General features: G+C 46.4%; 26 protein-coding genes and 2 pseudogenes. 25 read left to right on the top strand and 3 right to left on the bottom strand.

Annotation, left to right across the window (positions count from 1 at the left end; translation table 11 throughout):
- Positions 1-7: 7 nt before the first annotated feature.
- The 4 genes from CI597_RS05370 to CI597_RS05355 all read left to right on the top strand — a co-directional run bounded on the left by CI597_RS05370 (position 8) and on the right by CI597_RS05355 (position 4,512).
- On the top strand, positions 8-1,372 hold the full coding sequence (locus tag CI597_RS05370) for a PFL family protein (protein WP_024727860.1): 1,365 nt from the start codon (positions 8-10) through the stop codon (positions 1,370-1,372).
- A gap of 2 nt (positions 1,373-1,374) precedes the next feature.
- Entirely contained in the window at positions 1,375-2,823 is a 1,449-nt protein-coding gene (locus CI597_RS05365; protein WP_024727859.1) for an aminoacyl-histidine dipeptidase, read from the top strand.
- 62 nt (positions 2,824-2,885) lie between these two features.
- A complete protein-coding gene (gene tyrS, locus CI597_RS05360) occupies positions 2,886-4,118 on the top strand; it encodes a tyrosine--tRNA ligase (RefSeq protein ID WP_024727858.1) in 1,233 nt (410 codons plus the stop codon).
- A 76-nt stretch (positions 4,119-4,194) separates the two neighbouring features.
- Positions 4,195-4,512: a TfoX/Sxy family protein gene (locus tag CI597_RS05355; protein ID WP_024727857.1), complete on the top strand. Its 318-nt coding sequence runs from the start codon at positions 4,195-4,197 to the stop codon at positions 4,510-4,512.
- A 49-nt stretch (positions 4,513-4,561) separates the two neighbouring features.
- Here CI597_RS05355 and CI597_RS05350 read toward each other — a convergent pair whose 3' ends face one another.
- Positions 4,562-4,852: a hypothetical protein gene (locus CI597_RS05350; protein WP_235824553.1), complete on the bottom strand. Its 291-nt coding sequence runs from the start codon at positions 4,850-4,852 to the stop codon at positions 4,562-4,564.
- A 170-nt stretch (positions 4,853-5,022) separates the two neighbouring features.
- Between CI597_RS05350 and CI597_RS05345 the strand changes: the two genes are divergently transcribed.
- The 8 genes from CI597_RS05345 (at position 5,023) to dnaJ (ending at position 13,556) form a co-directional block, all read left to right on the top strand.
- On the top strand, positions 5,023-5,421 hold the full coding sequence (locus CI597_RS05345) for a hypothetical protein (RefSeq protein ID WP_024727855.1): 399 nt from the start codon (positions 5,023-5,025) through the stop codon (positions 5,419-5,421).
- A 12-nt stretch (positions 5,422-5,433) separates the two neighbouring features.
- On the top strand, positions 5,434-6,270 hold the full coding sequence (locus CI597_RS05340) for a DUF5685 family protein (RefSeq protein WP_024727854.1): 837 nt from the start codon (positions 5,434-5,436) through the stop codon (positions 6,268-6,270).
- A 1-nt stretch (position 6,271) separates the two neighbouring features.
- Positions 6,272-6,889 (top strand): J domain-containing protein, encoded by a 618-nt coding sequence (locus CI597_RS05335; RefSeq protein WP_186992394.1) that lies wholly within the window; start codon positions 6,272-6,274, stop codon positions 6,887-6,889.
- Positions 6,890-6,914: 25 nt separating this feature from the next.
- Positions 6,915-8,648 (top strand): molecular chaperone DnaK, encoded by a 1,734-nt coding sequence (gene dnaK, locus CI597_RS05330; RefSeq protein ID WP_024727853.1) that lies wholly within the window; start codon positions 6,915-6,917, stop codon positions 8,646-8,648.
- Positions 8,649-8,832: 184 nt separating this feature from the next.
- Positions 8,833-9,861 (top strand): heat-inducible transcriptional repressor HrcA, encoded by a 1,029-nt coding sequence (hrcA, locus tag CI597_RS05325; RefSeq protein WP_024727852.1) that lies wholly within the window; start codon positions 8,833-8,835, stop codon positions 9,859-9,861.
- Between the two features lie 15 nt (positions 9,862-9,876).
- On the top strand, positions 9,877-10,452 hold the full coding sequence (gene grpE / locus CI597_RS05320) for a nucleotide exchange factor GrpE (protein WP_024727851.1): 576 nt from the start codon (positions 9,877-9,879) through the stop codon (positions 10,450-10,452).
- 73 nt (positions 10,453-10,525) lie between these two features.
- Positions 10,526-12,385, top strand: coding sequence for a molecular chaperone DnaK (gene dnaK, locus CI597_RS05315; protein ID WP_024727850.1), 1,860 nt, complete (start codon positions 10,526-10,528; stop codon positions 12,383-12,385).
- 22 nt (positions 12,386-12,407) lie between these two features.
- Positions 12,408-13,556: a molecular chaperone DnaJ gene (gene dnaJ / locus CI597_RS05310; protein ID WP_024727849.1), complete on the top strand. Its 1,149-nt coding sequence runs from the start codon at positions 12,408-12,410 to the stop codon at positions 13,554-13,556.
- Positions 13,557-13,645: 89 nt separating this feature from the next.
- On the opposite strand, the gene CI597_RS05305 is transcribed toward dnaJ, so the two are convergent.
- The gene (locus CI597_RS05305; protein ID WP_024727848.1) at positions 13,646-14,464 is read right to left on the bottom strand and encodes a Cof-type HAD-IIB family hydrolase; all 819 of its coding nucleotides are present in this window, start codon (positions 14,462-14,464) and stop codon (positions 13,646-13,648) included.
- 563 nt (positions 14,465-15,027) lie between these two features.
- Between CI597_RS05305 and CI597_RS05300 the strand changes: the two are divergent.
- The 11 genes and pseudogenes from CI597_RS05300 to thiI all read left to right on the top strand — a co-directional run.
- A pseudogene (locus tag CI597_RS05300) lies at positions 15,028-15,219 on the top strand (anaerobic sulfite reductase subunit AsrB); the annotation flags it as partial.
- Between the two features lie 17 nt (positions 15,220-15,236).
- Positions 15,237-15,846 (top strand): annotated as a pseudogene (locus tag CI597_RS19350) (hypothetical protein).
- Between the two features lie 67 nt (positions 15,847-15,913).
- Entirely contained in the window at positions 15,914-16,375 is a 462-nt protein-coding gene (locus CI597_RS18930; protein WP_268876106.1) for a histidine phosphatase family protein, read from the top strand.
- Positions 16,350-16,604, top strand: a complete 255-nt coding sequence (locus CI597_RS18925; RefSeq protein WP_268876105.1) for a histidine phosphatase family protein — start codon at positions 16,350-16,352, stop codon at positions 16,602-16,604. Before CI597_RS18930 ends, CI597_RS18925 begins: the two co-directional genes overlap by 26 nt.
- A gap of 76 nt (positions 16,605-16,680) precedes the next feature.
- Complete coding sequence (locus CI597_RS05285; RefSeq protein WP_024727844.1) at positions 16,681-17,550, top strand: AraC family transcriptional regulator; 870 nt, start codon at positions 16,681-16,683, stop codon at positions 17,548-17,550.
- 319 nt (positions 17,551-17,869) lie between these two features.
- Positions 17,870-18,793 carry a cation:proton antiporter gene (locus CI597_RS05275; RefSeq protein WP_328514487.1) on the top strand — a complete coding sequence of 308 codons (924 nt, stop codon included), beginning with the start codon at positions 17,870-17,872 and terminating at the stop codon, positions 18,791-18,793.
- A 24-nt stretch (positions 18,794-18,817) separates the two neighbouring features.
- Positions 18,818-19,468 carry an HAD family hydrolase gene (locus CI597_RS05270; protein ID WP_024727842.1) on the top strand — a complete coding sequence of 217 codons (651 nt, stop codon included), beginning with the start codon at positions 18,818-18,820 and terminating at the stop codon, positions 19,466-19,468.
- A 69-nt stretch (positions 19,469-19,537) separates the two neighbouring features.
- Positions 19,538-20,503, top strand: a complete 966-nt coding sequence (gene prmA / locus CI597_RS05265) for a 50S ribosomal protein L11 methyltransferase (protein ID WP_024727841.1) — start codon at positions 19,538-19,540, stop codon at positions 20,501-20,503.
- Positions 20,503-21,243, top strand: coding sequence for a 16S rRNA (uracil(1498)-N(3))-methyltransferase (locus CI597_RS05260; RefSeq protein WP_024727840.1), 741 nt, complete (start codon positions 20,503-20,505; stop codon positions 21,241-21,243). The genes prmA and CI597_RS05260 overlap by 1 nt, the downstream gene beginning before the upstream one ends.
- Before the next feature lies 1 nt (position 21,244).
- The gene (locus tag CI597_RS05255) at positions 21,245-22,387 is read left to right on the top strand and encodes a cysteine desulfurase family protein (RefSeq protein WP_024727839.1); all 1,143 of its coding nucleotides are present in this window, start codon (positions 21,245-21,247) and stop codon (positions 22,385-22,387) included.
- A 12-nt stretch (positions 22,388-22,399) separates the two neighbouring features.
- A complete protein-coding gene (gene thiI / locus CI597_RS05250) occupies positions 22,400-23,578 on the top strand; it encodes a tRNA uracil 4-sulfurtransferase ThiI (protein WP_024727838.1) in 1,179 nt (392 codons plus the stop codon).
- Between the two features lie 8 nt (positions 23,579-23,586).
- On the opposite strand, the gene CI597_RS05245 is transcribed toward thiI, so the two are convergent.
- Entirely contained in the window at positions 23,587-23,829 is a 243-nt protein-coding gene (locus tag CI597_RS05245; RefSeq protein WP_024727837.1) for a hypothetical protein, read from the bottom strand.
- Positions 23,830-23,906: 77 nt separating this feature from the next.
- On the opposite strand from CI597_RS05245, the gene mtaB reads away from it, so the two are divergent.
- Positions 23,907-25,226: a tRNA (N(6)-L-threonylcarbamoyladenosine(37)-C(2))-methylthiotransferase MtaB gene (gene mtaB / locus CI597_RS05240; RefSeq protein ID WP_024727836.1), complete on the top strand. Its 1,320-nt coding sequence runs from the start codon at positions 23,907-23,909 to the stop codon at positions 25,224-25,226.
- Positions 25,227-25,294: 68 nt separating this feature from the next.
- Positions 25,295-25,549 (top strand): IreB family regulatory phosphoprotein, encoded by a 255-nt coding sequence (locus tag CI597_RS05235; RefSeq protein ID WP_024727835.1) that lies wholly within the window; start codon positions 25,295-25,297, stop codon positions 25,547-25,549.
- The last annotated feature ends 1 nt before the right edge of the window (position 25,550 follow it).

Below are 25,550 nucleotides of genomic sequence, written 5' to 3'. Positions count from 1 at the left end.
GTCTGAAATGATAAATATTAATGAAGTAATCGAAACAAATAAGATGATCTCAGAGATGAATCTGGACGTCAGAACCATCACCATCGGGATCAGCCTGCTGGACTGTGTCGGTTCCACGCTCTCTGAGGTAAAAGAAAATATTTATGCGAAAATTACCACGGTGGCGAAAGATCTTGTGAAAACCGGGAAGGATATTGAAAAGGAGTTTGGAATTCCAATCGTAAACAAAAGGATTTCCATCACTCCGATCGCATTGGTGGCGGGGAATGTCTGTAAAACTTCGGATGATTTCGTAGAGCTTGCAAAGGTGCTTGACAAGGCGGCAAAGCAGGTGGGAGTCAATTTCCTCGGAGGATATTCCGCACTGGTGAGCAAAGGCATGACGAAAGCGGATGAACTGCTGATCCGTTCTATACCGAAAGCCATGGCGGAAACAGATTTTGTCTGCTCTTCTGTCAATGTTGGAAGTACAAAGACAGGCATCAACATGGACGCCGTAAAGCTCATCGGGGAGATGATCAAAGAGACTGCCGAACTGACAAAAGACAATGACTGTTTAGGATGCGGAAAGTTTGTCGTATTCTGCAACGCTCCGGATGACAATCCCTTTATGGCAGGCGCCTTCCACGGCGTGACCGAGACAGATTCTGTCATCAATGTGGGAGTCAGCGGACCCGGTGTTGTGAAACGTGCCATCGAACTGGTACACGGGGAGAATTTTGAAGTTCTCTGTGAGACCATCAAGAAGACTGCGTTTAAGATCACACGTGTGGGACAGCTGGTTGCCAAGGAAGCATCCAAACGCCTTGGAATCCCGTTCGGCATCATCGACCTTTCCCTCGCGCCGACCCCGGCAGTGGGCGACAGCGTTGGAGAGATCTTAGAGGAGATCGGCCTTGAGTACACAGGTGCACCGGGAACCACGGCGGCTCTTGCCATGCTGAATGACCAGGTAAAGAAGGGCGGCGTCATGGCATCTTCTTACGTGGGAGGTTTAAGCGGAGCATTTATTCCGGTCAGCGAGGACCAGAGGATGATCGATGCGGTCAACGCAGGCGCCCTGACTCTGGAAAAATTAGAGGCTATGACCTGTGTCTGCTCCGTGGGTCTTGACATGATCGCAATCCCAGGAAAGACAAAGGCGGCGACAATCGCGGGACTCATCGCCGATGAGATGGCTCTCGGAATGATCAACCAGAAGACTACCGCAGTCCGGATTATCCCGGCCATCGGAAAAGATGTGGGAGACCAGGTGGAATTCGGAGGTCTTTTGGGATACGCTCCGGTCATGCCAGTCAATGAATTTTCATGTGATGATTTTATTAACCGCGGCGGAAGAATTCCTGCGCCAATCCACAGTTTTAAAAATTAGAGGTGAAGACTTTTGGGGTATTAGATCATTTAGAACCAAAAAAAGTATTTGAATATTTTGAGATCCTGACAACGATTCCTCATGGCTCTTACAACTGTAAGGCCGTGAGTGATTTCTGCGTGGACTTTGCCAAAAAGAGAGGCCTTTTTGTGATACAGGACGACCACTATAATGTGATCATCAAAAAGGAGGCCTCTCCTTCTTGTGCCCATAAGCCGGTCCTGATCCTTCAGGGGCATCTGGATATGGTGTGCCAGAAGGACCCTGACAGTCCGGTGGATTTTGCAAAAGACGCGCTTGAACTTCAGACCGACGGAGATTTTGTCTCTGCAAAAGGAACGACGCTGGGAGGAGATGACGGTATTGCGGTGGCTTACTGCCTGGCGCTCCTGGACGATGATTCAATGAAACATCCACCTCTGGAAGTGGTGTTCACTACAGAAGAAGAGGTGGGCATGGAGGGAGCCACGGCCCTTGACACCTCGGTTCTTGAAGGCAGGTATCTTCTGAATATCGATTCGGAGGAAGAAGGAATTCTGCTTGCGGGATGTGCAGGGGGAACGACAGTCAAGGTCTCCCTTCCTCTTAAATATGAGCAGATAACGGGCAGAATGTGCACGGTTTCCATAACCGGCCTCCTGGGAGGACACTCGGGAACCGAGATCGATAAAAACCGGGGGAATGCCCATATCCTGATGGGACGGCTGCTCTGCTGCGTAAAGGGGATTCATATAAGCCGAATCTATGGGGCTTCGGAGCAGAAAGACAATGCCATTCCCAACGAGTGTTATGCGGAATTGATCTGTGAGGACAGAGAAGCGATAGAAGAGGCGGCGGCAAAGCTGCTTCAGAGTTTTAAAGAGCAGTTTCAGGGTACAGATGACGGCATGGCAGTGAGACTGGAATTTTCTGAAATGGAAAAAAGGGACTGCCTGACTCAGGATGCGCAGGATGCAGTGCTTTATTTCCTTAACCATACGCCAAACGGCATTTACACGATGAGCCGGGATATCGAGGGTCTGGTGGAAAGTTCATTAAACCTGGGGATTCTTAAGATGGACGGAGAAGAAATCTCATTTTCTTTCGGTGTGCGCAGTTCGGCGCCTTTTTATAAAGAGGAGCTGGCAGGCCGCCTTGAGTCTCTGGCCCGGAAGCTTAACGGCAGTTATGAGCGGGTCAACGATTACCCTGCATGGGAATATAAGAAGGATTCGGTTTTAAGAGACGTATTTTTGAAGGCTTACCGGCAGATGTACGGAAAGGAAATGAAAGTGGAGATGATCCACGCAGGACTGGAGTGCGGCATTTTTGCATCCAGAATCGAGGGACTGGATATCGTGTCTTTCGGACCGGATATCTTTGATATTCACACGACCGGTGAGAGGCTTTCTGTTCCTTCCGTTAAAAGGACATGGGAACTGCTGTTAAAGATCATCGAAGAGTTTCCGTAAAAGCCAGAATCTATTACACGGCTGAAATTGAAAATGAACAATTTAGATAAAGGAGTAGACCAATGAGTGAAAATGTATACGATATTTTGCAGGAAAGAGGCTTTATCGCTCAGACGACCCACGAGGAGCTGCGCGATCTGCTTGGAAAGGAAAAGGTAACGTTCTATATCGGGTTTGACGCTACCGCAGACAGCCTTACCGCAGGGCATTTCCTTACGGTCATGGCCATGATGCATATGCAGAGAGCAGGGCACAGACCGATTGCCCTTTTAGGGGGCGGCACGACTATGATCGGTGACCCTTCCGGCAAGTCTGACATGCGAAATATCATGACAAAAGAAACCATTGAACACAATGCCATGCGATTTAAGGAGCAGCTGTCCCGGTTTATCTCGTTTGACAACGACAAGGCAATCCTTGAAAATAATGCAGACTGGCTTTTGGACTTAAACTATGTAGATTTTTTAAGAGAGATCGGAGTACATTTTTCTGTCAACAAAATGCTGACTGCCGAGTGCTATAAACAGCGTATGGAGAAAGGACTTACATTTTTTGAATTCAACTATATGCTCATGCAGGCATATGATTTCCTGGAGCTGAACCGCAGATATGGATGTACCCTGGAAATGGGTGGAAATGACCAGTGGAGCAATATTCTTGCGGGCGCGGATCTGATCCGCCGCAAGGAGCAGAAAAATGCGTTTGGGCTGACGCTTACCCTGCTTACCAGAAGCGACGGTGTGAAGATGGGCAAAACGATGGCGGGAGCCGTCTGGCTGGACCCTGAAAAGACTTCTCCGTATGAATTTTATCAGTACTGGAGAAACATCGAAGATGTGAAAGTAGAAGAGTGTCTCGGACTCTTAACCTTCCTTCCGATGGAAGAGGTGAGAAGGCTGGGAGCGCTTCAGGATGCCGAGATCAATAAAGCAAAAGAAGTGCTGGCATATGAAGTGACGAAGATCGTCCACGGCGAGGAAGAGGCGAAGAAGGCACAGGCCGGAGCAAAAGCCTTGTTTGTGCAGGGTGCGGCCAGTGAGGATGCGCCGGTGCATGAGTATTCCAAGGCACGGCTTGAAGAAGGACTCGATATACTGACTCTGCTGGTAGATACGAAACTTTGCTCTACAAGATCTGATGCCAGAAGGACCGTGATCCAGGGCGGCGTATCCGTCAACGGGGAGAAAGTGACGGACTTTAAACAGGTGTTTACTTCGGCAGATTTTGATGACAAAGAACGTCTGCTCCTGAAAAAGGGAAAGAAAAAGTTCTGTCAGGTTAAAGAAGGAAAATAACAGGAAGATTTGGAACAGGACATGCAGCTGTCCTGTTCCTTTTGCTATTCTAAGTATGATGACAGGAGGTGAAGATATGGCTTCAAGTGTTGAATTTGTAGAATATGTATGCGGTCAGGCAGAGGGTGCCGGAGATGTCTCTTACAGAAAAATGTTCGGAGAATACGGTATTTATCTGGACGGGAAATTTATAGGTGTCATCTGTGATAATCAATTTTTTGTCAAGATCACGAAAGCCGGGGAAGAGATTCTGCCTGAGTGTCCGAAAGAACCGCCCTATGACGGGGCAAAACCTTATTTTCTCATCGAAGATCCGGAAGATCGGGATTTGCTTCACCGTTTTCTTCGGGCTTCATTTGAGGAACTTCCGGAGCCCAAACCAAAGAAAAAATAATCTGCAAACAGCCGCTTCCAACGAATAAGAGGAAGCGGCTGTTTGAGGGTTAATGGAAATTTTTTTGGATTTCATTGAGAGCTTTTTGGGTATAAGGGTCTCTCTGGTCGATGTGCTGAATGACGGACCTGATTTTCTGGGCATCTCTGGAACCGGCTGTTTTAGAAAGGGAGAGGACAAACAGCAGCAGAATGATAGAAAAAATCATGCGCAGCTTCAGAAAAGACCAGTAGCTGGCGCTCTCTTCCGGTTCTGTGTGAAACGGATCGGAATGGGAGGCGTATTTTTGATTTAATTTCAGTTTTTCCTGCTCCATGCGAAGCCTTGTTAAATCTGTCATCTCATCATCTCCTTTCTTCATTATATGAGGCATGTATTTTTCTATGACACAAAAAGTTCAGATATTTTATAGTTTCTTTATGTTTTCCGGCAAATGAAAATGCTATAATGTTACCTATGACATTTTCCAGTGTTTCATGATTATATTTGAACGTAAAGAAAGGTGAGTTGATGAGAGATAAGATTCAGAGTTTTTTAAGAGGGCGTTACGGTACAGATTCTCTTTCGAAATTTTTGCTGATCGTGGCTTTGGCGGGGATGTTTCTTCCTATATTTATAAAGAAAGCGTTTCTTTTATATTATTTAGGGGTTGTTTTGCTGATTTATTCCTATTTCCGGATTTTTTCCAGGAACATTGCCAAAAGATCGGCTGAAAATGCGGCATTTCTCAGGAGGACCAGCAAGATTACCGGTTTTTTCAGGAGGAAGAAACTTCATTTTGAACAGCGCAAAACGCACAAGTTTTTCCGGTGTCCGGGCTGCGGTCAGGATATCAGGGTACCGAAGGGCAAGGGGAATATCGTGATCACCTGTCCGAAATGCCGGAAAGAATTCCAGGCGAGATCGTAAAAGGAGGCTTGCATGTTTGGATATTTGACTGTCAATAAGCCTGAGATGAAGATCAAAGATTATGAGCGGTACCGTGCTTATTACTGCGGGCTGTGCCGGCGGCTTTACAAGCATTACGGAAAAAAAGGTCAGCTGACGCTGAGCTTTGACATGACGTTTCTTGCCATTTTATTAAACGGGCTTTATGAGCCGAAGCTTCACTCCGGTAAGCACTTCTGCGGACTCCACCCAACGAAAAGGCAGAAGGTTATGTGCAATCAGTTGAGCGACTATGCGGCGGATATGGGAATGCTTCTTACTTATTATAATCTGCTGGATGACTGGCAGGACGATAAGAAGCTTAAAAGCCTTCTGCTGGCAGATGGCATCAGGAAACCATGTATGGAGATCGCCCGGAGATATCCGAGACAGAGCCGGGCTGTCAGAGATTATATAAAGAAGCTTTCTGTCTGTGAAGGGGAGAACACGGATCAGCTGGATCGTGTGGCAGGCCTCACGGGAAAGATGCTCGGAGAGATTTTTGTCTTCAGGGAGGATGAGTGGTCTGATGATCTGAGAACGATGGGATTCTTTCTTGGAAAGTTCATCTATCTGATGGATGCCTACGAAGATTTATCCGATGATCTGAAGAACGAACGGTACAATCCATGGAGTTTTTATGCGAAAAGCGAAGAGTTTGATCAGAGAGCAGAGACGGTCCTGACCATGATGATGACGGAGTGTGCCGCTGTGTTTGAACGCCTGCCGATCTTAAAGGATATTGAAATTCTCAGGAATATCATTTATTCTGGAGCATGGACGAAATTTGAGATCGCAAAGAACAAAAGAAAAGGCAGTGAGGAAGAGTGAGATGGATGAAGCATATACAATCTTAGGCGTATCCCAGGATGCGACTGATGAGGAAATAAAAAAAGCATACCGGAGGCTGAGCAAGAAATATCATCCGGATGCTAACTTAAACCAGCCGGAATATGCAGAGCGGAAGTTTAAAGAAGTCCAGGAGGCCTACAAAAAGGTTATGGACTTTAGAAAGTACGGCGCATCCGGCGGAAACCCATATGGAAATCCATATCAGGGAGAGCAGTCCTCCTATGGGGGATACGGCAATGCCGGAACCGGTTCGGCAGAAATGACGGCCGCCTATAATTACCTGCGGGCAGGACATTACCGGGAGGCGCTTCAGGTGCTCGGAGGTATCTCAGAGAGAAATGCACAGTGGTTTTATTTCAGTGCTGTGGCAAACATGGGCATCGGCAACAATGTAACCGCGCTGGAGCATGCGCAGACGGCCGTACAGATGGACCCTTCCAACATGGAATACCGGATGCTCCTCCAGCAGATGCAGCAGAGCGGAAACTGGTATCAGAATATGGGGTCCGGGTACGGAAGAAGCAGTATGGGAAGCAGCTGCTGCATGCAGCTTTGTATGCTGAATATGCTCATCAACTGCTGCTGCAGGCCTTATTAACAATGGAACATAAACAGGAGGACTTATGGGTAAGATCATAGGGATTGATTTAGGGACGACCAACAGCTGTATTGCCGTGATGGAAGGCGGAAAAGCCGTTGTCATACATAATGCGGAAGGTTCAAGGACAACGCCGTCGGTCATGGCCATGACCAAAAATGGGGAGAGACTGATTGGAGATGCGGCCAAAAGGCAGTCTGCGGCAAACCCGGAGCGGACAGTGTCATCCATTAAACGGCATATGGGAACGGATTACAGGGTAAAAGTCGACGGAAAGAATTATCTCCCACAGGAGATTTCCGCCCAGATCCTGATGAAATTAAAGGAAGATGCCAAGAGCTATCTGGGAACGGAAGTGACAGAGGCAGTGATCACCGTGCCTGCATATTTTAATGACGCCCAGAGACAGGCCACCAAGGATGCGGGAAGGATCGCAGGTCTTGATGTAAAGCGTATCATAAACGAACCTACTGCAGCAGCACTGGCCTATGGGCTGGACAACGGAACGGAGCAAAAAATCATAGTCTATGACCTGGGAGGCGGTACTTTCGATGTATCTGTCATTCAGATCGAAGACGGTGTGATTGAGGTGCTGGCAACTTCAGGAAACAACCACCTGGGAGGTGATGATTTTGACGAGGCAGTGGCAGCGTATCTGGTTGAAACTTTTAAAAAGACAGATGGAATTGATTTGAAAAAAGATGTCCAGGCAATGCAGCGGATCAGGGAAGCGGCAGAGAAAGCCAAGATCGAACTTTCCAGCATGTCTGAGACAAATATCAACCTGCCGTTCATCGTCGTGGAACGGGGTGAGACACACCACATGGATATCCAGCTTACGAGGACAAAGTTTGATGAGCTGACTTACAGCCTTGTATCAAAAACCGAAGAACCGGTGAGAAACGCGCTGAAGGATGCGGGACTGTCTGCAGGAGAGATCGACAGGGTGCTGATGGTCGGAGGGTCTACGAGGATCCCGGCGGTACAGCGGAAGGTGGCAGAGATCACCGGAAAGCGTCCGGACCAGTCCTTAAATCCCGACGAGTGTGTCGCACTGGGAGCTGCCATCCAGGGAGGGAAACTTGCAGGAGAGGCCGGAACCAATGAAGTGCTGCTCATGGATGTAACACCGCTTTCCTTATCCATCGAGACGATGGGAGGCATGGCTACCAGGATCATAGAGCGCAATTCGACAATTCCTACCCGTCACAGCCAGATTTTTACTACAGGCGCCAATTTCCAGACAGCCGTGGATATCAAGGTTCTCCAGGGAGAACGTATGATGGCCAATGAAAACAAGGTCATCGGCAATTTCCGGCTCAAGGGGATCAAACGGGCTGTGAGAGGGGTGCCTCAGATCGAAGTGACCTTCGATATTGATGTCAACGGTATCTTAAAGGTATCGGCAAAAGACCTGGGGACCGGAAAGGAACAGAGCGTTGTAATCACTTCAAGTTCCAATATGTCCGAGGAAGAAATCAAACAGGCGATCCGTAATGCAAAGGAAAATGCAGCGTTCGATAAGGAACACAAAGAAGCGGTTCAGTCCTACCATGAGGCGGAAGAGACGCTTGTCAGAGCGGAGCAGTATCTTGCAGAGCACAAGAAAGAGATCGAAAAAGAAAAGAAGAAAGCCATCAAAGATGCAGCAGCAAATTTAAAGAAAGCACTCAAACATGTGAAGCTTGAAAAGATTACGAGGGAACAGGCCGGTGAACTGAATGCAGCGAAAGAAGAACTTTTTTCGGTTTTGCCGTAAGATTAAAATAATATGATAAAGATTGGATATAGTAGGAACAATGTTCAGAAAAACAGGTTCCTACTATTTTTTTAACGAAAAAATATAATAGGAGGGGTTGACAATGATTTTTAAAAGTGATAACTTATGTTATAGATATTAGCACTCGTTTGAGTTGAGTGCTAATAATGAAAGGAAAGATACCATGGATTTAAATGATCGTAAAAGACTAATACTAAAAGCGATTATAGCAAATTATCTGGAGACCGGGGAACCCGTTGGTTCCAGGACGATTTCCAAGATGGAGGGACTGAACTTAAGTTCCGCTACGATCCGCAATGAGATGGCGGATCTTGAGGATCTGGGTTTCATTCTGCAGCCGCACACGTCGGCCGGGCGGATACCTTCGGATCTGGGATATCGTTTTTATGTGGACCAGCTGATGCAGGACAGAGAGTCGGACGAAGAAGAACGGCTGGAGCTTGTCAAGAAAGTTGACAAGATGGAAGTGATGCTGAAGCAGGTTGCCAATGTCCTGGCATCCAGTACGAATTATGCGACGATGGTATCTGCCCCTCAGTACAAAAATACAAAGCTCAAGTTTGTGCAGCTTTCCCAGGTGGATGAGTACAGTCTGCTGGCGGTCATCGTGGCAGACGGCAATGTCGTAAAGAACCAGATCATCGACGTGGAAAAACCACTGGCAAATGACGAAGTCCTGAAACTGAACGTATTATTAAACTCCTTTCTCCAGGGGCTGACCCTGAAGGAAATCAACCTGGAGCTGATCCAGACGATGAAGGATCAGGCCGGAATCCACAGCCAGATCCTGGAAAGGATTCTGGAGGAGATCGCAGTCGTTATCCACAACGCGGATCAGCTGGAGATCTATACGGGAGGTGCTTCCAATATCTTGAAGTATCCTGAGCTTGGCTCGCCGGAGACAGCTACTGAGCTGTTGGATGCTTTAGTGGAAAAGAAGGCGCTGAACAAGCTGGTGGGCGACACATTGGAAAGTGATGACCACCACGGAATCCAGGTTTATATCGGAGATGAAGCTCCGGTCAAGAACATGAGCGACTGCAGCATCGTGACAGCCACTTATGAACTGGAGGAAGGCGGAACCGGAACGATCGGGATCATTGGTCCGAAACGGATGGATTACAAGAGGGTTGTGAAGACACTCCAGAATCTGACGGATGAGATCAACGATCTGTTCAAGAAAAAAACATAGGAGGGAAGGTGCATTATGGAAGAAGAGAAAAAAGTTCAGGAAGAGGAAATGAAAGAAAATACAGTGACAGAAGAGAAAGAAACAGAAAAAGCAAAAGATACAAAGAAGGCAGACAAGAAAGCATCGAAAAAGCAGAAGGCAGACGATCTGGTAAAAGAGAAAGACCAGCAGATCGAAGAGCTGACCGATAAGTATCAGCGCCTTATGGCAGAGTTTGAAAATGTCAGAAAGAGGACGGCCAAAGAGTTTGTTCAGAGATATGACATGGGAGCCATGGGAGTTTTAGAAAAACTTCTTCCGGTCGTTGATAATTTTGAGCGGGGGCTTTCAGCCGTGGCGGAAGAAGAAAAAGATTCTCCGTTTGTTCAGGGCATCGAACAGATTTATAAGCAGCTTATGGGAACTCTCGATGAATTGGGAGTGAAGGCCATGGATGCCGAGGGAAAAGAGTTTGACGCCAATCTCCACAATGCGGTGATGCACGTGGAAGACGAAGAAGCCGGAGAAAATGTTGTGGTCGAAGAGCTTCAAAAAGGATATATGTATAAAGAAAGCGTACTTCGGCACAGTATGGTAAAAGTAGCGAACTAAATGTAAGACACTTGAGGAAATCAAGCGAAAGCATTGGAAATATAGAAAGATTTATTTTAGGAGGAAATTTATCATGGGTAAAATTATTGGTATTGACTTAGGAACAACAAACAGCTGTGTAGCAGTTATGGAAGGCGGAAAACCAACCGTTATCACAAATGCAGAAGGTGTGAGGACAACACCGTCTGTCGTGGCATTCACAAAGACAGATGAGCGTATCGTCGGAGAACCTGCAAAACGCCAGGCAGTGACAAACGCAGAGAAGACAATTTCTTCTATCAAACGCCACATGGGAACAGATTACAAAGTAAAGATTGATGACAAGAACTATACACCGCAGGAAATTTCAGCAATGGTACTTCAGAAGCTGAAAGCGGATGCAGAAAACTATCTTGGAGAAAAAGTAACAGAAGCTGTCATCACAGTACCGGCTTACTTTAACGATGCTCAGAGACAGGCAACAAAAGATGCAGGTAAGATTGCAGGACTCGATGTAAAACGTATCATTAACGAGCCTACCGCAGCGGCTTTATCTTATGGACTGGACAATGAAAATGAACAGAAGATCATGGTTTATGACCTCGGAGGAGGTACCTTCGATGTATCCATCATTGAGATCGGAGACGGCGTCATCGAAGTTCTCTCAACAGCCGGTGACAATAAACTGGGGGGAGATGATTTCGACAATGTGATCACAAACTACATGTTAGACGAGTTCAAAAAACAGGAAGGTGTTGACTTATCCGGAGATAAGATGGCAATGCAGAGACTGAAAGAAGCTGCCGAGAAAGCGAAAAAAGAACTTTCTTCTGCAACAACCACAAACATCAATCTTCCGTTTATCACAGCGACAAACGAAGGACCGAAACATTTTGATATGAATCTTACAAGAGCGAAGTTTGATGAGCTGACATTGTCCCTCGTAGAGAGAACAGCAACTCCTGTCAACACAGCATTAAAAGACGCAGGAATCGCAGCTTCCGAACTGAGCAAGGTTCTCCTTGTAGGAGGTTCCACAAGAATCCCTGCTGTACAGGATAAAGTAAAACAGCTCACAGGCAAAGAGCCGTTTAAGGGAATCAACCCGGATGAATGTGTTGCCATCGGTGCTTCTATTCAGGGAGGTAAATTAGCCGGAGACGCAGGTGCAGGCGACATCCTTCTTCTGGACGTAACACCATTGTCTTTATCTATCGAGACTATGGGAGGCGTGGCAACCAGATTGATCGAGAGAAATACAACGATCCCGACAAAGAAGAGCCAGATCTTCTCTACAGCAGAAGATAATCAGACAGCCGTAGACATCAACGTCGTACAGGGTGAGCGCCAGTTTGCAAAAGATAACAAATCCCTGGGAAGATTCCGTCTGGACGGCATCGCACCTGCGAGAAGAGGTGTGCCTCAGATCGAAGTAACCTTTGATATCGATGCCAACGGTATCGTAAAAGTATCCGCAAAAGACCTCGGAACCGGTGCAGAACAGCACATCACCATCACAGGCGGATCCAATATGTCTGATGAAGATATCGAAAAGGCAGTAAAAGAAGCAGCAGAATTTGAAAACCAGGATAAGAAGAGAAAAGAAGCGATCGATACTAGAAACGAAGCTGATTCTATGGTATTCCAGACAGAAAAAGCCCTGGAAGAAGCAGGTGACAAAGTAGATGCAACAGAGAAAGTCAAAGTTGAGGAAGACCTGAAAGCATTGAAAGACTTGTTAGAGCAGACAAAAGACGCTGAACTTACAGAAGCTCAGGTAGAAGATATTAAGAATAAAAAAGATCAGCTCATGAACAGTGCACAGGGATTATTCACCAAGATGTATGAAGCTGCTGCAGCCAATGCCCAGGGAGCTCAGGATACTGCAGGAGACACTGCCGGAGCAGCAGGTGCAGCAGACGATGTCGTAGATGGAGATTACAAAGAAGTATAAGAGAAAAAGAAGGTAGACGATTATGGCAGATAAACGAGATTACTATGAGGTGCTGGGGGTATCCCGCAGTGCTTCAGAATCAGAAATAAAGAAAGCCTACCGTAAACTTGCGAAACAGTATCATCCAGATACGAACCCGGGAGATAAAGTAGCCGAGGCAAAGTTTAAAGAAGCTTCCGAGGCCTATGAAGTTTTAAGTGATCCTGAAAAGAAAGCGCAGTATGACCAGTTTGGTCATGCTGCCTTTGAGCAGGGCGGACCCGGAGGATTCAACGGAGGAGGGTTTGGCGGTTTTGATTTCGGCGGGGATATGGGAGATATTTTCGGAGATATCTTCGGCGGTATGTTCGGCGGCGGAGGCAGAAGCCAGCGTGCGGCCAATACTCCGACTCAGGGTGCCCATGTGCGTGCAAGGATTCATGTAACCTTTGAGGAGGCAGTTTTTGGAACAACGAAGAAGCTGGAAATTTCTCTGAAAGAGGAGTGTGCTTCCTGTCATGGAAGCGGTGCCAAAGCCGGCACCCATCCGGAGACATGTCCGAAGTGCGGCGGTAAAGGCCAGGTAGTATATACCCAGCAGTCTATGTTCGGCACGGTGAGAAATGTCCAGACATGTCCGGACTGTCACGGAACCGGCCAGGTCATCAAGGAAAAATGTCCGGATTGCCACGGAAGCGGCTATGTGAGCCAGAGAAAGACGATCGAGGTCACAGTGCCGGCCGGCATCAACAACGGACAGAGCATCAGAATCCGCGGAAAAGGGGAGCCCGGAACAAACGGAGGACCGAGGGGAGATCTCCTCGTGGTTGTTTCCGTGGACCGGCATCCGAAATTCCAGAGACAGGAATACGATATTATTTCCACGGAGCCGATTTCCTTTACCCAGGCAGCTCTGGGCGCAACCATCAAGATCAATACGGTAGACGGTCCTTATGACTATACGATCAAGGCAGGAACCCAGACGGACACCCGTGTGCGTCTGAAAGGAAAAGGTGTTCCGACTCTCCGGAACAAGAATGTCCGGGGCGACCACTATGTGACCCTTGTTGTACAGGTGCCGGAACATCTGAACGAAGAGCAGAAGAATGCCCTTAAAAAGTTCCAGGAATCCATGGGGGAAGTGCCGAAGAAAGAAGAACATAAAGGATTTTTCGGGAAACATAAAAAATAAAAAACAGGATTATGATGTTCTTATATTCATCATAATCCTGTTTTATCATGCCCATAATCAGCAGACAGTGGATAAAGGCAGAAGGAGTATTAGCAGCCACCAGCAGTTAAAAGACGTTCCAGACTATGTGCAATTCCATCTTCGTTATTTGTCAGAGTCACCTCATCAGCGGCCTCTTTCAGAGCATCGCAGGCATTTCCCATGGCAACGCCCCGGCCGGAAAATTTGATCATCTCCAGGTCGTTTTCTGCATCCCCAAAGGAGATGACTTCCTCAGGGGAGATATGAAGCAGTTCACATGTCCGGCGCAGTCCCTCAGCCTTATTGAGTCCCTTTGGCATGGCTTCTATGTAAAAAGGCGCAGTTCTTACGAAGACCAGAGCATCTTCAAAGGGCTTGCTGACCTGTGGAAGCATATCCCAAAGTTCTTCGGGCCGTACAGACATTAAAATTTTCACCAGGTCAAAATTGAGACAGTCTGTCAATGATGGGACTTCTGTACATTCCATTTGATTGTTTCGGCATTCGTGCCGGACCATATATCCGTTCTCATCGGTTACATAAAAACGTTCTCCGTCGTCTATGATCGGGGTGACCGGATAATGTTCCAAATGTTTTAAAATTTCTATGGCCAGACCGCGGGGAAAAATCTGCTGGTGAAGAATCTCTTTATCCTCGGCCCGCAGTATTTTACCGCCGTTATAGGCGATCAGTATTCCATGGTGTTTTTCCAGCTCCAGTGTTTTCATATCTTTATAAAGTCCCGGAACCGGGCGTGCGGAGCAGAGAGCTATGATAAGTCCCTGCTGCTGTGCTTTAAGGAGGGCATCCCGGGTTTTCGGGGTGATTGTCTTATCATCGGTGTTTAAGGTACCGTCTAAATCCAGGGCAATTAATTTATATTTCATCTGATGCAGAATCCTTTCTGTATATAAAAAGTTATCAAATGTACATGTTGATACCAAGGTCAAAAGGTCATGCGTTTCATGCTTGCATGAAAAAGCAGGACTTTGGGACCCGCAAAACATGAGAAAGTAGCCCGATTAGGGCGGATTTCGAATGTTTCTAGGATTGTGGAAGCACAAAATGCGAAACAATCCGTAGGTATCCAGGGGTCAAAATATATTTTGACCCTAACATCACATGTTTAGTATAGCATTAAGAAAGTATGTCTGCATATATAAATAATAAATTATTATCATATGATGATAAACTACAATTATTCATAATTACAGTGCGGCAGTATAATGAGAGTAATGAAACCTGAAAATTTATAGACAGAGCACCGGAATAAGAAATGGAGGGACAAGAAGATGGAATATTCACTTGACAATGTCTTACACGGATATCATATGCTATGATGAGGTGAAAAAAATTTGAAGAGATTGCCTGGAAAGAAAAATCCGACTATTGAGTATAAACCGGGCAGAAATCCGGCAAAAGTTTACGGGCAAACATCTGGTGGTCATCTCCTCCGATGATGAGATTTACAGGGCTGGAGCTGTTAAACTGCGGTGCGGACCCGGAGAAATTGTGGATGAGTTTTGAGAGAAAGATGTCCTGTGCCATCGGAAAGTGCGGCCACTGCCGCATCGATGAAGTGTATGTCTGTCTTGACGGACCGGTATTCCCTTACATGACAGCCAGAGATCTGGTGGATTAAGGAAGGAGTGTGCAGCAATGAATCATGATACCAATGTGGGCAAAGTACGGCTGAATTGTTTCAGCCAGTCCAAAGAACCTGGGGCGACGACAACTTCCATTTCGGAACACGCCAGACCTTTGATATTCCGGGCATTAAATATGAAAATATCCCGGCAGTCAATGCCTGCTTGGAGCGGTATATCAAAGAGGTGAACGGAACTCTCTGCGGGGCCAGCATGGATACGGTGGCCCATGAGCCGGAGCCGTGGGAGCCAAAGGCAGGCTATCCGACCATCGGAGCCAGGAAGATCGAACCGATCATTTTTCCGAGCCATTACCATATCAAGATCAATGATAACCGACGAAGTTTTACCGGGTGATCCTGGGAGGAAGAACAGGACGCCAGATTCCGAGAGCCGGAAAGATGTTTCTTAACTGGGCCACGGAAGAAGTGATTTTGGGAGTCCTGGGCAACTGGCAGAAATTTTCTGCCTGGGTCATGGACTATAAGCCGGAGTACCTGCACGGAGGCCATCTGATCGACCGGGCCGGTTATAAGAAGTTTAAGGAAATCATGCTGGAAGGCGTAGAACTGAATCCGGAATGTCTGGTGGCTGAGGATATTTTCTGGAGTGAGACGGAATAGCCGGGTGTTGTTTAACTTCTCATGTTCACATGTTATGATATAACAAAAAGACTGAGGAGGGACTGCCATGAAGCTGAAACAAATCATATCGATTTTTATCATATTGTTCTGTATTTTTCTTATGGGAGGATGCGCCGGAAAGACAGAGGTGCCAGATAAAAGACAGGAAAAAGCGGCAGAGAAAACAGGGAAAGATACAGTAATCTATGTGGTCAGGCACGGGAAGACTATGCTGAATGAAGCAAAGCGCGCCCAGGGATGGGCTGATGCTCCGCTAACTGACGAAGGAATAAAGGTGACAAAAAAGTTGGCCTGTGGTTTTAAAAAGAGAGGGATCAAGTTTGACTATACTTATTCCAGCGACCTGGGAAGAAACCGGCAGACCGCAGGAATTATTCTGAAGGGACTGGGCCAACCTGAACTTTCCCTGAGGGAACAACAAGGTCTCAGAGAAGTCTGCTTCGGAACCTATGAAGGTGAGAAATTTTCAAAAATGATGGAGGATGTCTCAAGGAATCTGGGATGTTAAGACCCGGATGCAAAAGGCGCTCAGAAACATTGCAAAGGATACGGAGAAAAAGGGCGGGGGAAACGTCCTGGTTGTCTCCCATGGAATGGCGATCATTACTATGCTCTCTGATATGACAGAGCAAAAAGTACCCGGACATCTTGAAAATTCCAGCGTCACTAAAATTATATATAAGGATGGGAGATTTAATGTTCAAAGTATTGGGGATACAACCTATTTGGAACAGTAAATTCAGATAGGCAAAAATAGTCGAGAGTTTTTCTTTTGATCCATCTATAATGACAGGTATAAAGGAGGTGAAAGATATGAGGGAACAGATTTTGGCAGTCCAGCGCATGCAGGAATTCATAGAAGAACATTTGGCGGAAAATATTACTCTGGCCGACTTGGCGAGAGTGTCGCTGTATTCTCCATGGCATTCCTATCGGCTGTTTACACGGTATGCGGGAACTACACCAGCTGATTATATCCGGCGGCTCCGTCTGTCTAAATCAGCCTTAAAGCTGAGAGACAGTACCTGTAAAATAGCGGACGTGGCTTTTGAGATGGGATTTGACAGTGTGGATGGGTATCAGCGTGCGTTTCAGCGTGAATTCGGATGCAATCCCCGTGAATATGCCATGAATCCTGTACCGTTATATCTTTTTACCCCGTACGGCGTGAAATTCAGGGAGATTGAAAGGAGACCAATCATGGAAAATTTGAGAAATGTATTCATTCAAGTGATGGAGAAGCCGGAACGAAAGGTGATCATCAAGAGAGGAAAAGAAGCCTCAGACTATTTTGCATACTGTGAGGAAGTAGGATGTGACGTATGGGGACTTTTATTAAGTATCAAATCTATCAGGGGAGAACCTGTCTGCCTCTGGCTGCCGCCTGCCTACCGGGAGCCGGATACATCAGAATATGTCCAGGGTGTGGAGGTATCCAAAGATTATGACGGTGAGGTACCGGAAGGATTTGATGTGATAGAACTGCCGGCTGCCAGGTATTTAATGTTCCAGAGCGAACCATTTGAAGAAGAAAACTACTGTCAGGCCATTGAAGAAGTGTGGAATGCGATGAAGAAATACGATCCGTCTGTCATTGGATGCCAGTGGGATGAGAGTAACCCGAGGATTCAGCTGGAACCGATTGGGACAAGAGGCTATATAGAACTGGCTGCAATTAAATAAGGAATCATATAATAAGCCCTGGCAGTTGACCAGGGCTTTAAAATGTCTATATAGATTGATGGAAAGATACTTGAATTAAAATTTGATATTTCATCGCTGATAAAGGAGGAAAATACTTTCTTTATAACATCTTCCCATGCCTCATGTTCTTGATGTACATTAAAGATAAGTCTTTGGTATAGTCTCCCAATGGAGGTGACAGAGGGAAGTTTATATTTACAGTGGGTAATTGTGTCAAAGTATCCAGCAGAAATTTGATAAGCCTCAATGACTTCCATTGTTACTTGTTCAAGTGGAAGGCTATGATTGACATCCGCATATTTTAGATGATGCTTTAAACCTTCTGTTCCGAGTTTTTCCACAACTGTTTTACGGAGGGTATTCCACAAACTGGGAACATGCGAGACCCGCTGCCGGGAGAGCGGCAGTACTTTCTACTTTGGGTGTTGGCATTGGCGCGGCAGTGGGGATTGCCGGACCAAAGATTATCCGGAAGTTTAAGTTTTGTACCGATGGATTTGATGCGGTTTTTGTACTGGCAGTGGCTCTGACCTCGTATGCTCTGGCTGGAATCCTTGGAGGAAATGGATTTCTGTCGGTTTATCTGACAGGCATCCTTATGGGAAATGCAAAGACGAAAAACAAGGCCAATGTCGTCCGCTTTTTCGATAATGTAACCATTCTTGCTCAGATAGCAACATTCTTTCTCATAGGACTGCTGTCCTATCCGTCTCAGATAGCTTCATCACTTCCGGCAACTCTTGTGATCATTCTGTTTCTCACACTGGCAGCAAGGCCGGCGATGGTTTTTATATTGACGGAAAGATATCTGAAATTCCGTGAAAAGATATTTGTCTCATTTGCAGGATTAAGAGGAGCGTCGTCCATCGTTTTTGCAATCTTTGCCTCAGCCGGCGGAGTGTATATGCAGAGCAATGTGTTTCATATTGTTTTTGGTCTGTCACTGATGCAGCTTCATATCTCATCCGGACACCACTGGGAGAATCAGAAGCTTAAGGATGTCACCCTGCCGGAGGGCTCTCTGGCTATGGTAATCCGGCGGGAGGACGACATCATCATTCCAAAGGGAGATACAGTGATGATGGCCGGCGATGATATCGCGGTGAATGTTCCGTCATTTGAAGCCGCAAATGAGATTTCTCTCAGGGAAATCACGATTGAGGAAGATCATCCATGGAGAGACAAAAAAATTCGAAGATTTACAAAGACGACATACTGGTGATTTAAGACGAATAGGAGATAGAAAATGGAGACATATGAAGGTGTAATTTTTGACTTTAACGGGACACTGTTTTTTGATGATGATAAGCATGTGCTGGCATGGGGAGAGATTTCCAGACTACTGCGGGGAAGAGATATCACGGATGAAGAGCTGCACACAAAGCTGAACGGAACTCCGAACATAGTAAACATTCAATATATGATGGATGGAAAAGCAAGTGAGGAGGAACTGACCAGATATTCCCGCATGAAGGAAGAATATTACCGGAAATTCTGCAGAGAGGATAAAGAGCATTTTCATCTGGTGCCAGGAGCAGAGACATATTTCGATTATTTGAAGGCGCAAAAGATTCCTTTTACCATTGCCAGTGCCTCCATCAAAGAAAATATAGATTTTTTTATCGAATCTTTCCGGCTGGAGCGCTGGTTTGAGCCGTCTGAGATCGTCTACGATGACGGGACTTATAAAAATAAAATCGCCATGTTTAAAAAGGCGGCGGATCTTATTGGAGTGGATATGGCACGTATCCGCATTTATGAAGATTCCCTGTCAGGGATCAGAAGTGCCTATGAAGCGGGGTGCAGGGATATCGCAGTGATTTGTCCAAAGGAAAAGGAGGAAGAATTAAGAAAGTACCCCGGAGTTACAAAAACCATGCGCGACTTCTTGTTCTGAGCCTGTTTCTGTGATACACTAATTAACTGGTATAGTGAAACGGATAAGAAGTTTAAAGGAGCAGATTTCATGGGATGGAACAGGATTACGATCAGCACCGTGACAGGAGCGGAGGATATGCTGAGTTATGAACTAACAGAACTTGGGGCGTGCGGCGTGGAAGTGGAGGACCGGGTGCCTCTGACGGAAGAAGAGATTCGGGAGATGTTCATCGAGGTATTGCCGGACCACCAGGAACCGGATGACGGCAGGGCCCTGCTCCACTGTTACTTTGATGAATCCGAAAATCTGGAAGACGTGACCATCAGAATTGAGGAGATGCTCAACAGGGTAAAGAGTTTCATGGACATCGGAGACGGCACGATCGAATATGGCTTTACGAAGGAAGAAGACTGGATTAACAACTGGAAACAGTTTTTCAAGCCGCTGAGACTGGATGATACGATCATTATCAAGCCTACCTGGGAGGAGCTTCCTGATCAAAGAGAGGGAGATGTGGTGATAGAAATAGATCCCGGCACTGCCTTTGGTACAGGTTCCCATGAAACGACCAGACTTTGCATAGCAGGGCTGAAAGAGGAAATCCGTCCGGATACCGTTATGCTGGATGTGGGCTGCGGAAGCGGCATCCTTTCTGTCATTGCCCTGAAATTGGGAGCCGGGAAAACGGTCATGACAGATATTGATCCGAGAGCCGTAACAGCGGCAGAAGAAAATATGGAAGTGAACCATATTGACAGGGACCAGTATGAAGTATACGGCGGGAATGTACTGGATGATATGGACTTTGCACGGTCTTTGGGAGAGCACCGGTATGATCTGGTAGCCGCCAATATACTGGCAGATGTGATACTTCCGCTGATTGAGATCGCAGATTTGTTCCTGAAGGAAGACGGTGCATTCGTAATCTCCGGTATTATCGATACGAAGGAACAGGAAGTGCTCGATAAGCTGGAGAGATATGGTTTTGAGGCGGTAAAAACAAGAAAGCTCAAAGAGTGGGTCTCAGTCACAGCGAAGAAAAGGAAAGAATAATGTATCGTTTTTTTATAGAAGAAAGCCAGGTGGACGGAAACCTGATCAGGATTGCAGGGGAAGACGTCAATCATATAAAAAATGTGCTCAGGATGAAAAAGGGAGAGCATGTGCTGCTCTCCAACCGCCGGGGACTGGAATATGAGTGTGAGCTGGAAGATCTGGAAGGAAACCGCGGGATTTCGGCCAGAATCCTTGATATCCACGGGGTGGAGTCGGAACTTTGTGAAAGAATCATCCTATTTCAGGGCCTGCCCAAAGGGGACAAGATGGAGCTGGTCATTCAAAAGGCGGTAGAACTTGGAGCCAGTGAGATCGTGCCGGTAAAAATGAAGCGCTGCGTTGTGAAGCTGGATGACAAAAAGGCGAAAAAGAAGCTGGAACGGTGGAATGCCATAGCACTTGGTGCGGCAAAACAGTCAAAGAGAGGCGTGATCCCGGAAGTCAGCCGGGTGCTCACGTTTGAGGAAGCCGTAAAAAGAGCGGAAGGTTTATCTGTGCTCCTCGTGCCGTATGAAGCGGCTGAGGGCATGGAATACTCAAGAAAGCTGATCAGGAAGACAAAAGGCAAGGATTCGATCGGTATTTTTATCGGACCGGAGGGAGGATTTGAACCTTCGGAGATCGAACGCCTGAAGGAAGCGGGAGGCAGGGTTTTAAGCCTCGGCAGAAGAATTTTAAGAACGGAAACCGCCGGCATGGCCATGCTGTCGGTTTTAATGTTTGAGTTGGAGGAATAACATGGTGGTATATTTAGATAATGCGGCAACGACAAAAGTATTTCCGGAAGTTCTGAAGGTCATGAATGAGGCGATGGAAGTATCCTATGGAAATCCCTCTGCCAAGCATACAAAAGGGATCGAGGCGGAAAATATTGTGAAAAAGGCCCGGCAGATCATCGCAGGGACGCTGAAGGCAAAGGAAAAAGAGATCATTTTTACATCCGGAGGCACGGAGTCCAATAATTTTGCGATCCTTGGAACAGCGATGGCCAACAAAAGGCGGGGAAAACACATCATCACCACGAAGATTGAACATGCCTCTGTGTATGAACCGATGTTCTTTTTAGAAAATGAAGGATTTGAAGTCACCTATCTGAACGTGGATGAAAAAGGGATTGTCGATTTAAAACAGCTTGAAGACAGTATCAGAGAGGATACGATCCTTGTCTCCTGTATGCTGATCAACAATGAGATCGGCGCGGTGGAACCCATAGAAGAGATTGGAAGCATCATAGAGAAGAAAAATCCGGAGACAGTCTTCCACGTAGACGCAATCCAGGGATACGGAAAAGTTCCGGTGATACCGAAAAAGGCAGGAATTGATCTGATGTCCATGAGCGGCCACAAAATCCATGGTCCAAAAGGTGTCGGCTTTTTGTATGTGAAAGAGAAGACAAAAATACAGCCGATGATCTTAGGCGGAGGACAGCAGAAAGGAATGCGTTCGGGTACCGAAAATGTTCCAGGGATTGCGGGACTTTCAGAGGCCTGCGGGATCATGGCAGGGCATCTGAAAGAAAATGCGCAGAAGATCGGAGAAGTCAGAGAGTATTTCAGAAGCCGGATCACGGAGATTCCCGAGATTAAAGACAATTCCGGTGATGCGCCCCACGTGGCAAGCATCAGTTTTAAAAACATCAGAAGTGAGGTGCTGCTGCACGCACTTGAAGACCGGGAAATCTATGTTTCTTCCGGATCGGCATGTTCTTCCAACCGCCCGCATGTAAGCGGTACTCTGTCAGCCATCGGACTCAGCCCTGAGTACCGGGACGGGACACTAAGGTTCAGCTTTTCTGTCTATAACACAAAGGAAGAAGTGGATCAGGTCATAGCGGCGCTGGAGGAATTAGTTCCGATGCTGAGGAAATTCGTAAGAAGATAAGAAGGAGAAAAGATGAAAGTACAAGCTTTTTTAATAAAATATGCCGAGATCGGCATTAAAGGAAAAAACCGCTACATGTTTGAGGATGCACTGGTCAGACAGATCAAGTATGCCATGAAGCCGGTGGGAGAATTTAAAGTGAGAAAAGAGTCCGGGCGCGTCTTTGTGGAAGGACAGGAGGATTTTGACTATGAGGAAGCCGTGGAAGCGTTAAAGACTGTCTTCGGGATCACGGGCATTTGTCCGATGGTGATCGAGCATACAAAGGATGTGGAACATCTGACGGATGCTGCAGTACGTTACATCGACAGCCAGTATGGAAAGAAAGATTTCACCTTTAAGGTCAATGCAAGACGGGGAGATAAGGAATTTCCGATGAATTCTATGGACATCAACTGTCTGGTGGGAGAAAAGCTTTTGGATGCGTGGCCGGACTTAAAGGTAGATGTGCACTGTCCGGACGTACTCGTAAACATTGAGGTTAGACAGCAGATCTATATTTATTCTGTGGAGATCCCCGGACCGGGAGGCATGCCGGTGGGAACAAACGGAAAAGCCATGCTGCTTTTATCAGGGGGGATCGACAGTCCTGTGGCAGGATACATGATTGCCAAAAGAGGGGTGCGCATTGATGCGACTTACTTCCATGCACCTCCGTATACGAGCGAGCGGGCAAAACAGAAGGTCGTGGATTTGGCAAAGATCGTTTCAAAGTATGCAGGGCCGATCCATCTTCATGTGGTAAACTTTACGGATATCCAGCTTGCTATCTACGAGAAATGTCCGCATGACCAGCTTACGATTATCATGCGCCGTTATATGATGAAGATCGCAGAACACTTTGCAAAGGAAAATGACGCACTGGCGCTGATCACCGGCGAGAGTATCGGTCAGGTTGCCAGCCAGACAATCCATAACCTGGCGATCACAAACGACGTGTGTCATATGCCTGTGTTCCGTCCGCTGATCGGAATGGACAAACAGGAAATCGTAAATATCGCAGAGAGGATTGACACCTTTGAGACTTCAATCCAGCCGTTTGAGGACTGCTGTACGATCTTTGTGGCAAAACATCCTGTGACCAAAGGAAACTTAAAGAAAATTGAGAAATCAGAAGAAAATCTTTCTGATGTCATAGATGAACTGATGGAAAAAGCGATCGAAACTACAGAAGTGATCGTTGTAAAATAAAGAATGGGTTACTGAGGGGAAGAACAGAGAAAGGGTTCCAGCCTTTGAAGAATCTCATCCCTTTTTTCGGGAATCTGAAAGGCCAGAAGAATTGGTTCATTTAAGTTTAGGCTGAACAGGTCCATGACACTTGCGGCGTCCAAAAGGTAGGAACCCAAGATTATGTAAAAGCCGCCGTCATATTCTTTGATAATATTGATAAAGTCGTTGACCTTTTTTATGGAATTCAGCATTAATTGTACTTCGCACATGATTCATCCTCCAATGACGATAGTGTACAAGCTAACATTTGAATTGTCAATAACAACGAAAGGAAAAGAAACACTCCATGAGTTTAAATAATGTGAAAGCCGCAGTCGTGACTTTGGGATGCAAGGTCAATCAATATGAATCCGATGCTATGTTTGACATGCTCACGGATGCAGGGGCTGAGATCGTCAGCCCCAAAGAGGGTGCGGATATTTATATCGTCAATACATGTTCTGTGACGAATATAGCAGAGCGGAAGTCCAGGCAGATGCTGCACCGGGCAAAGAAGCTGAATCCGGATACCGTGGTGGCCGCCGTGGGATGCTATGCCCAGGTGGGGAAGGATGAATTGAAAAAAGATCCGCTGATCGATCTGATTATTGGGAATAATAAAAAGAAAGATTTGATCCCGATCCTCGAAAATTACCTGGAAGGCCACCGCCGGGACGCTGAGGTTTTGGATTTGTCCTCGGGAAGCGAATACGAAGCGCTGCATGTGAGACATTTAAATGAACACACGAGAGCGTATATCAAGGTTCAGGACGGATGCAACCAGTTCTGCTCTTACTGTATTATTCCCTATGCCAGAGGAAGAGTCCGGAGCCGGGATACGAAAGATGTCCTCTCTGAGATCAGAGGCCTTGCAGAAAATGGATGCAGGGAATTTGTCATCACAGGGATTCATGTGTGTTCCTACGGGACGGATCTTGACGGGGACAAAGGACTGATTGATCTGCTCGAAGAAATAGGAAAGATCGAGGGAGTGGATCGAATCCGTTTAGGTTCTCTGGAACCGGGGATCATCACAGAAGATTTTGTAAAAAGGCTTAAAAATATAGAGCAGTTCTGTCCACATTTTCATCTGTCCCTTCAGAGCGGATGCGATGCTACCCTGAAACGGATGAACCGGAAATATACGACGGACGAGATAAGAGAAAAAGCAGAGATCCTGAGAAAAGCTTACGAAGATCCCGCACTGACAACGGATATCATCGTAGGATTTCCGGGGGAGACCGAAGAAGAATTCGAGGCAACGAGAAAGTTTCTGGAAGAAATCGACCTGTATGAAATGCATGTTTTCAAATATTCAAAAAGAGCAGGCACCAGGGCCGCCGTCATGGAACACCAGGTAAATGATCAGGAAAAAGCCAGAAGGAGCGCAGTCCTGATCGCCATGAACGAGGAACATAAAAATGCGTTTGAACGCAGGCAGATCGGGACACGAAGAAAAGTTCTGATCGAAGAAAAATTAAGAAACAGCTCCGGAAATTTCTATGTGGGACACACAAAAGAATACGTCAAAGTGGCGGTGGAAAGTGAAGAACCTCTGGAAAATCAGATTGTGGAAGTTGAACTCACCGGTATCAGCGGTGATGGATATGTGGCAGGAAATGTGTAGAAAATCCATTGCTATTTTTTCGGATATATATTAGAATAAAAAAAAGATACGAAAAAGGACGTGAGAATATGGATAAGAATCAGACACAGCATTTTTCCGTGGTGAAAGATGAACTGGACGTGCACAGAATATTAGAGCATGTCTATGAAGCACTGGAGGAAAAAGGATATAACCCGGTGAACCAGATGGTAGGCTACATTATGTCAGGGGATCCCACCTACATTACCAGCCATAAGAATGCACGAAGCATGATCAATAAAGTAGAGAGGGACGAGATTATCGAGGCCCTGTTTGTAAATTATATTGATACAAGGCTGAAGTAGG

This window comes from Anaerostipes hominis (ex Lee et al. 2021), from assembly GCF_002270485.1.
Lineage (GTDB): Bacteria > Bacillota > Clostridia > Lachnospirales > Lachnospiraceae > Anaerostipes > Anaerostipes hominis.
The sequence above is the reverse complement of the archived record's forward strand: the minus strand, read 5'-3'. Positions and strand labels throughout refer to the sequence as shown.

Coding starts and splice junctions, on each gene's coding strand:
- CI597_RS05370 (WP_024727860.1), top strand. CDS start 8: ATGATAAATATTAATGAAGTAATCGAAACAAATAAGATGATCTCAGAG.
- tyrS (WP_024727858.1), top strand. CDS start 2,886: ATGAGTGAAAATGTATACGATATTTTGCAGGAAAGAGGCTTTATCGCT.
- CI597_RS05355 (WP_024727857.1), top strand. CDS start 4,195: ATGGCTTCAAGTGTTGAATTTGTAGAATATGTATGCGGTCAGGCAGAG.
- CI597_RS05350 (WP_235824553.1), bottom strand. CDS start 4,852: ATGACAGATTTAACAAGGCTTCGCATGGAGCAGGAAAAACTGAAATTA.
- CI597_RS05345 (WP_024727855.1), top strand. CDS start 5,023: ATGAGAGATAAGATTCAGAGTTTTTTAAGAGGGCGTTACGGTACAGAT.
- CI597_RS05340 (WP_024727854.1), top strand. CDS start 5,434: ATGTTTGGATATTTGACTGTCAATAAGCCTGAGATGAAGATCAAAGAT.
- CI597_RS05335 (WP_186992394.1), top strand. CDS start 6,272: ATGGATGAAGCATATACAATCTTAGGCGTATCCCAGGATGCGACTGAT.
- dnaK (WP_024727853.1), top strand. CDS start 6,915: ATGGGTAAGATCATAGGGATTGATTTAGGGACGACCAACAGCTGTATT.
- hrcA (WP_024727852.1), top strand. CDS start 8,833: ATGGATTTAAATGATCGTAAAAGACTAATACTAAAAGCGATTATAGCA.
- grpE (WP_024727851.1), top strand. CDS start 9,877: ATGGAAGAAGAGAAAAAAGTTCAGGAAGAGGAAATGAAAGAAAATACA.
- dnaK (WP_024727850.1), top strand. CDS start 10,526: ATGGGTAAAATTATTGGTATTGACTTAGGAACAACAAACAGCTGTGTA.
- dnaJ (WP_024727849.1), top strand. CDS start 12,408: ATGGCAGATAAACGAGATTACTATGAGGTGCTGGGGGTATCCCGCAGT.
- CI597_RS05305 (WP_024727848.1), bottom strand. CDS start 14,464: ATGAAATATAAATTAATTGCCCTGGATTTAGACGGTACCTTAAACACC.
- CI597_RS18930 (WP_268876106.1), top strand. CDS start 15,914: ATGAAGCTGAAACAAATCATATCGATTTTTATCATATTGTTCTGTATT.
- CI597_RS18925 (WP_268876105.1), top strand. CDS start 16,350: ATGTCTCAAGGAATCTGGGATGTTAAGACCCGGATGCAAAAGGCGCTC.
- CI597_RS05285 (WP_024727844.1), top strand. CDS start 16,681: ATGAGGGAACAGATTTTGGCAGTCCAGCGCATGCAGGAATTCATAGAA.
- CI597_RS05270 (WP_024727842.1), top strand. CDS start 18,818: ATGGAGACATATGAAGGTGTAATTTTTGACTTTAACGGGACACTGTTT.
- prmA (WP_024727841.1), top strand. CDS start 19,538: ATGGGATGGAACAGGATTACGATCAGCACCGTGACAGGAGCGGAGGAT.
- CI597_RS05260 (WP_024727840.1), top strand. CDS start 20,503: ATGTATCGTTTTTTTATAGAAGAAAGCCAGGTGGACGGAAACCTGATC.
- CI597_RS05255 (WP_024727839.1), top strand. CDS start 21,245: ATGGTGGTATATTTAGATAATGCGGCAACGACAAAAGTATTTCCGGAA.
- thiI (WP_024727838.1), top strand. CDS start 22,400: ATGAAAGTACAAGCTTTTTTAATAAAATATGCCGAGATCGGCATTAAA.
- CI597_RS05245 (WP_024727837.1), bottom strand. CDS start 23,829: ATGTGCGAAGTACAATTAATGCTGAATTCCATAAAAAAGGTCAACGAC.
- mtaB (WP_024727836.1), top strand. CDS start 23,907: ATGAGTTTAAATAATGTGAAAGCCGCAGTCGTGACTTTGGGATGCAAG.
- CI597_RS05235 (WP_024727835.1), top strand. CDS start 25,295: ATGGATAAGAATCAGACACAGCATTTTTCCGTGGTGAAAGATGAACTG.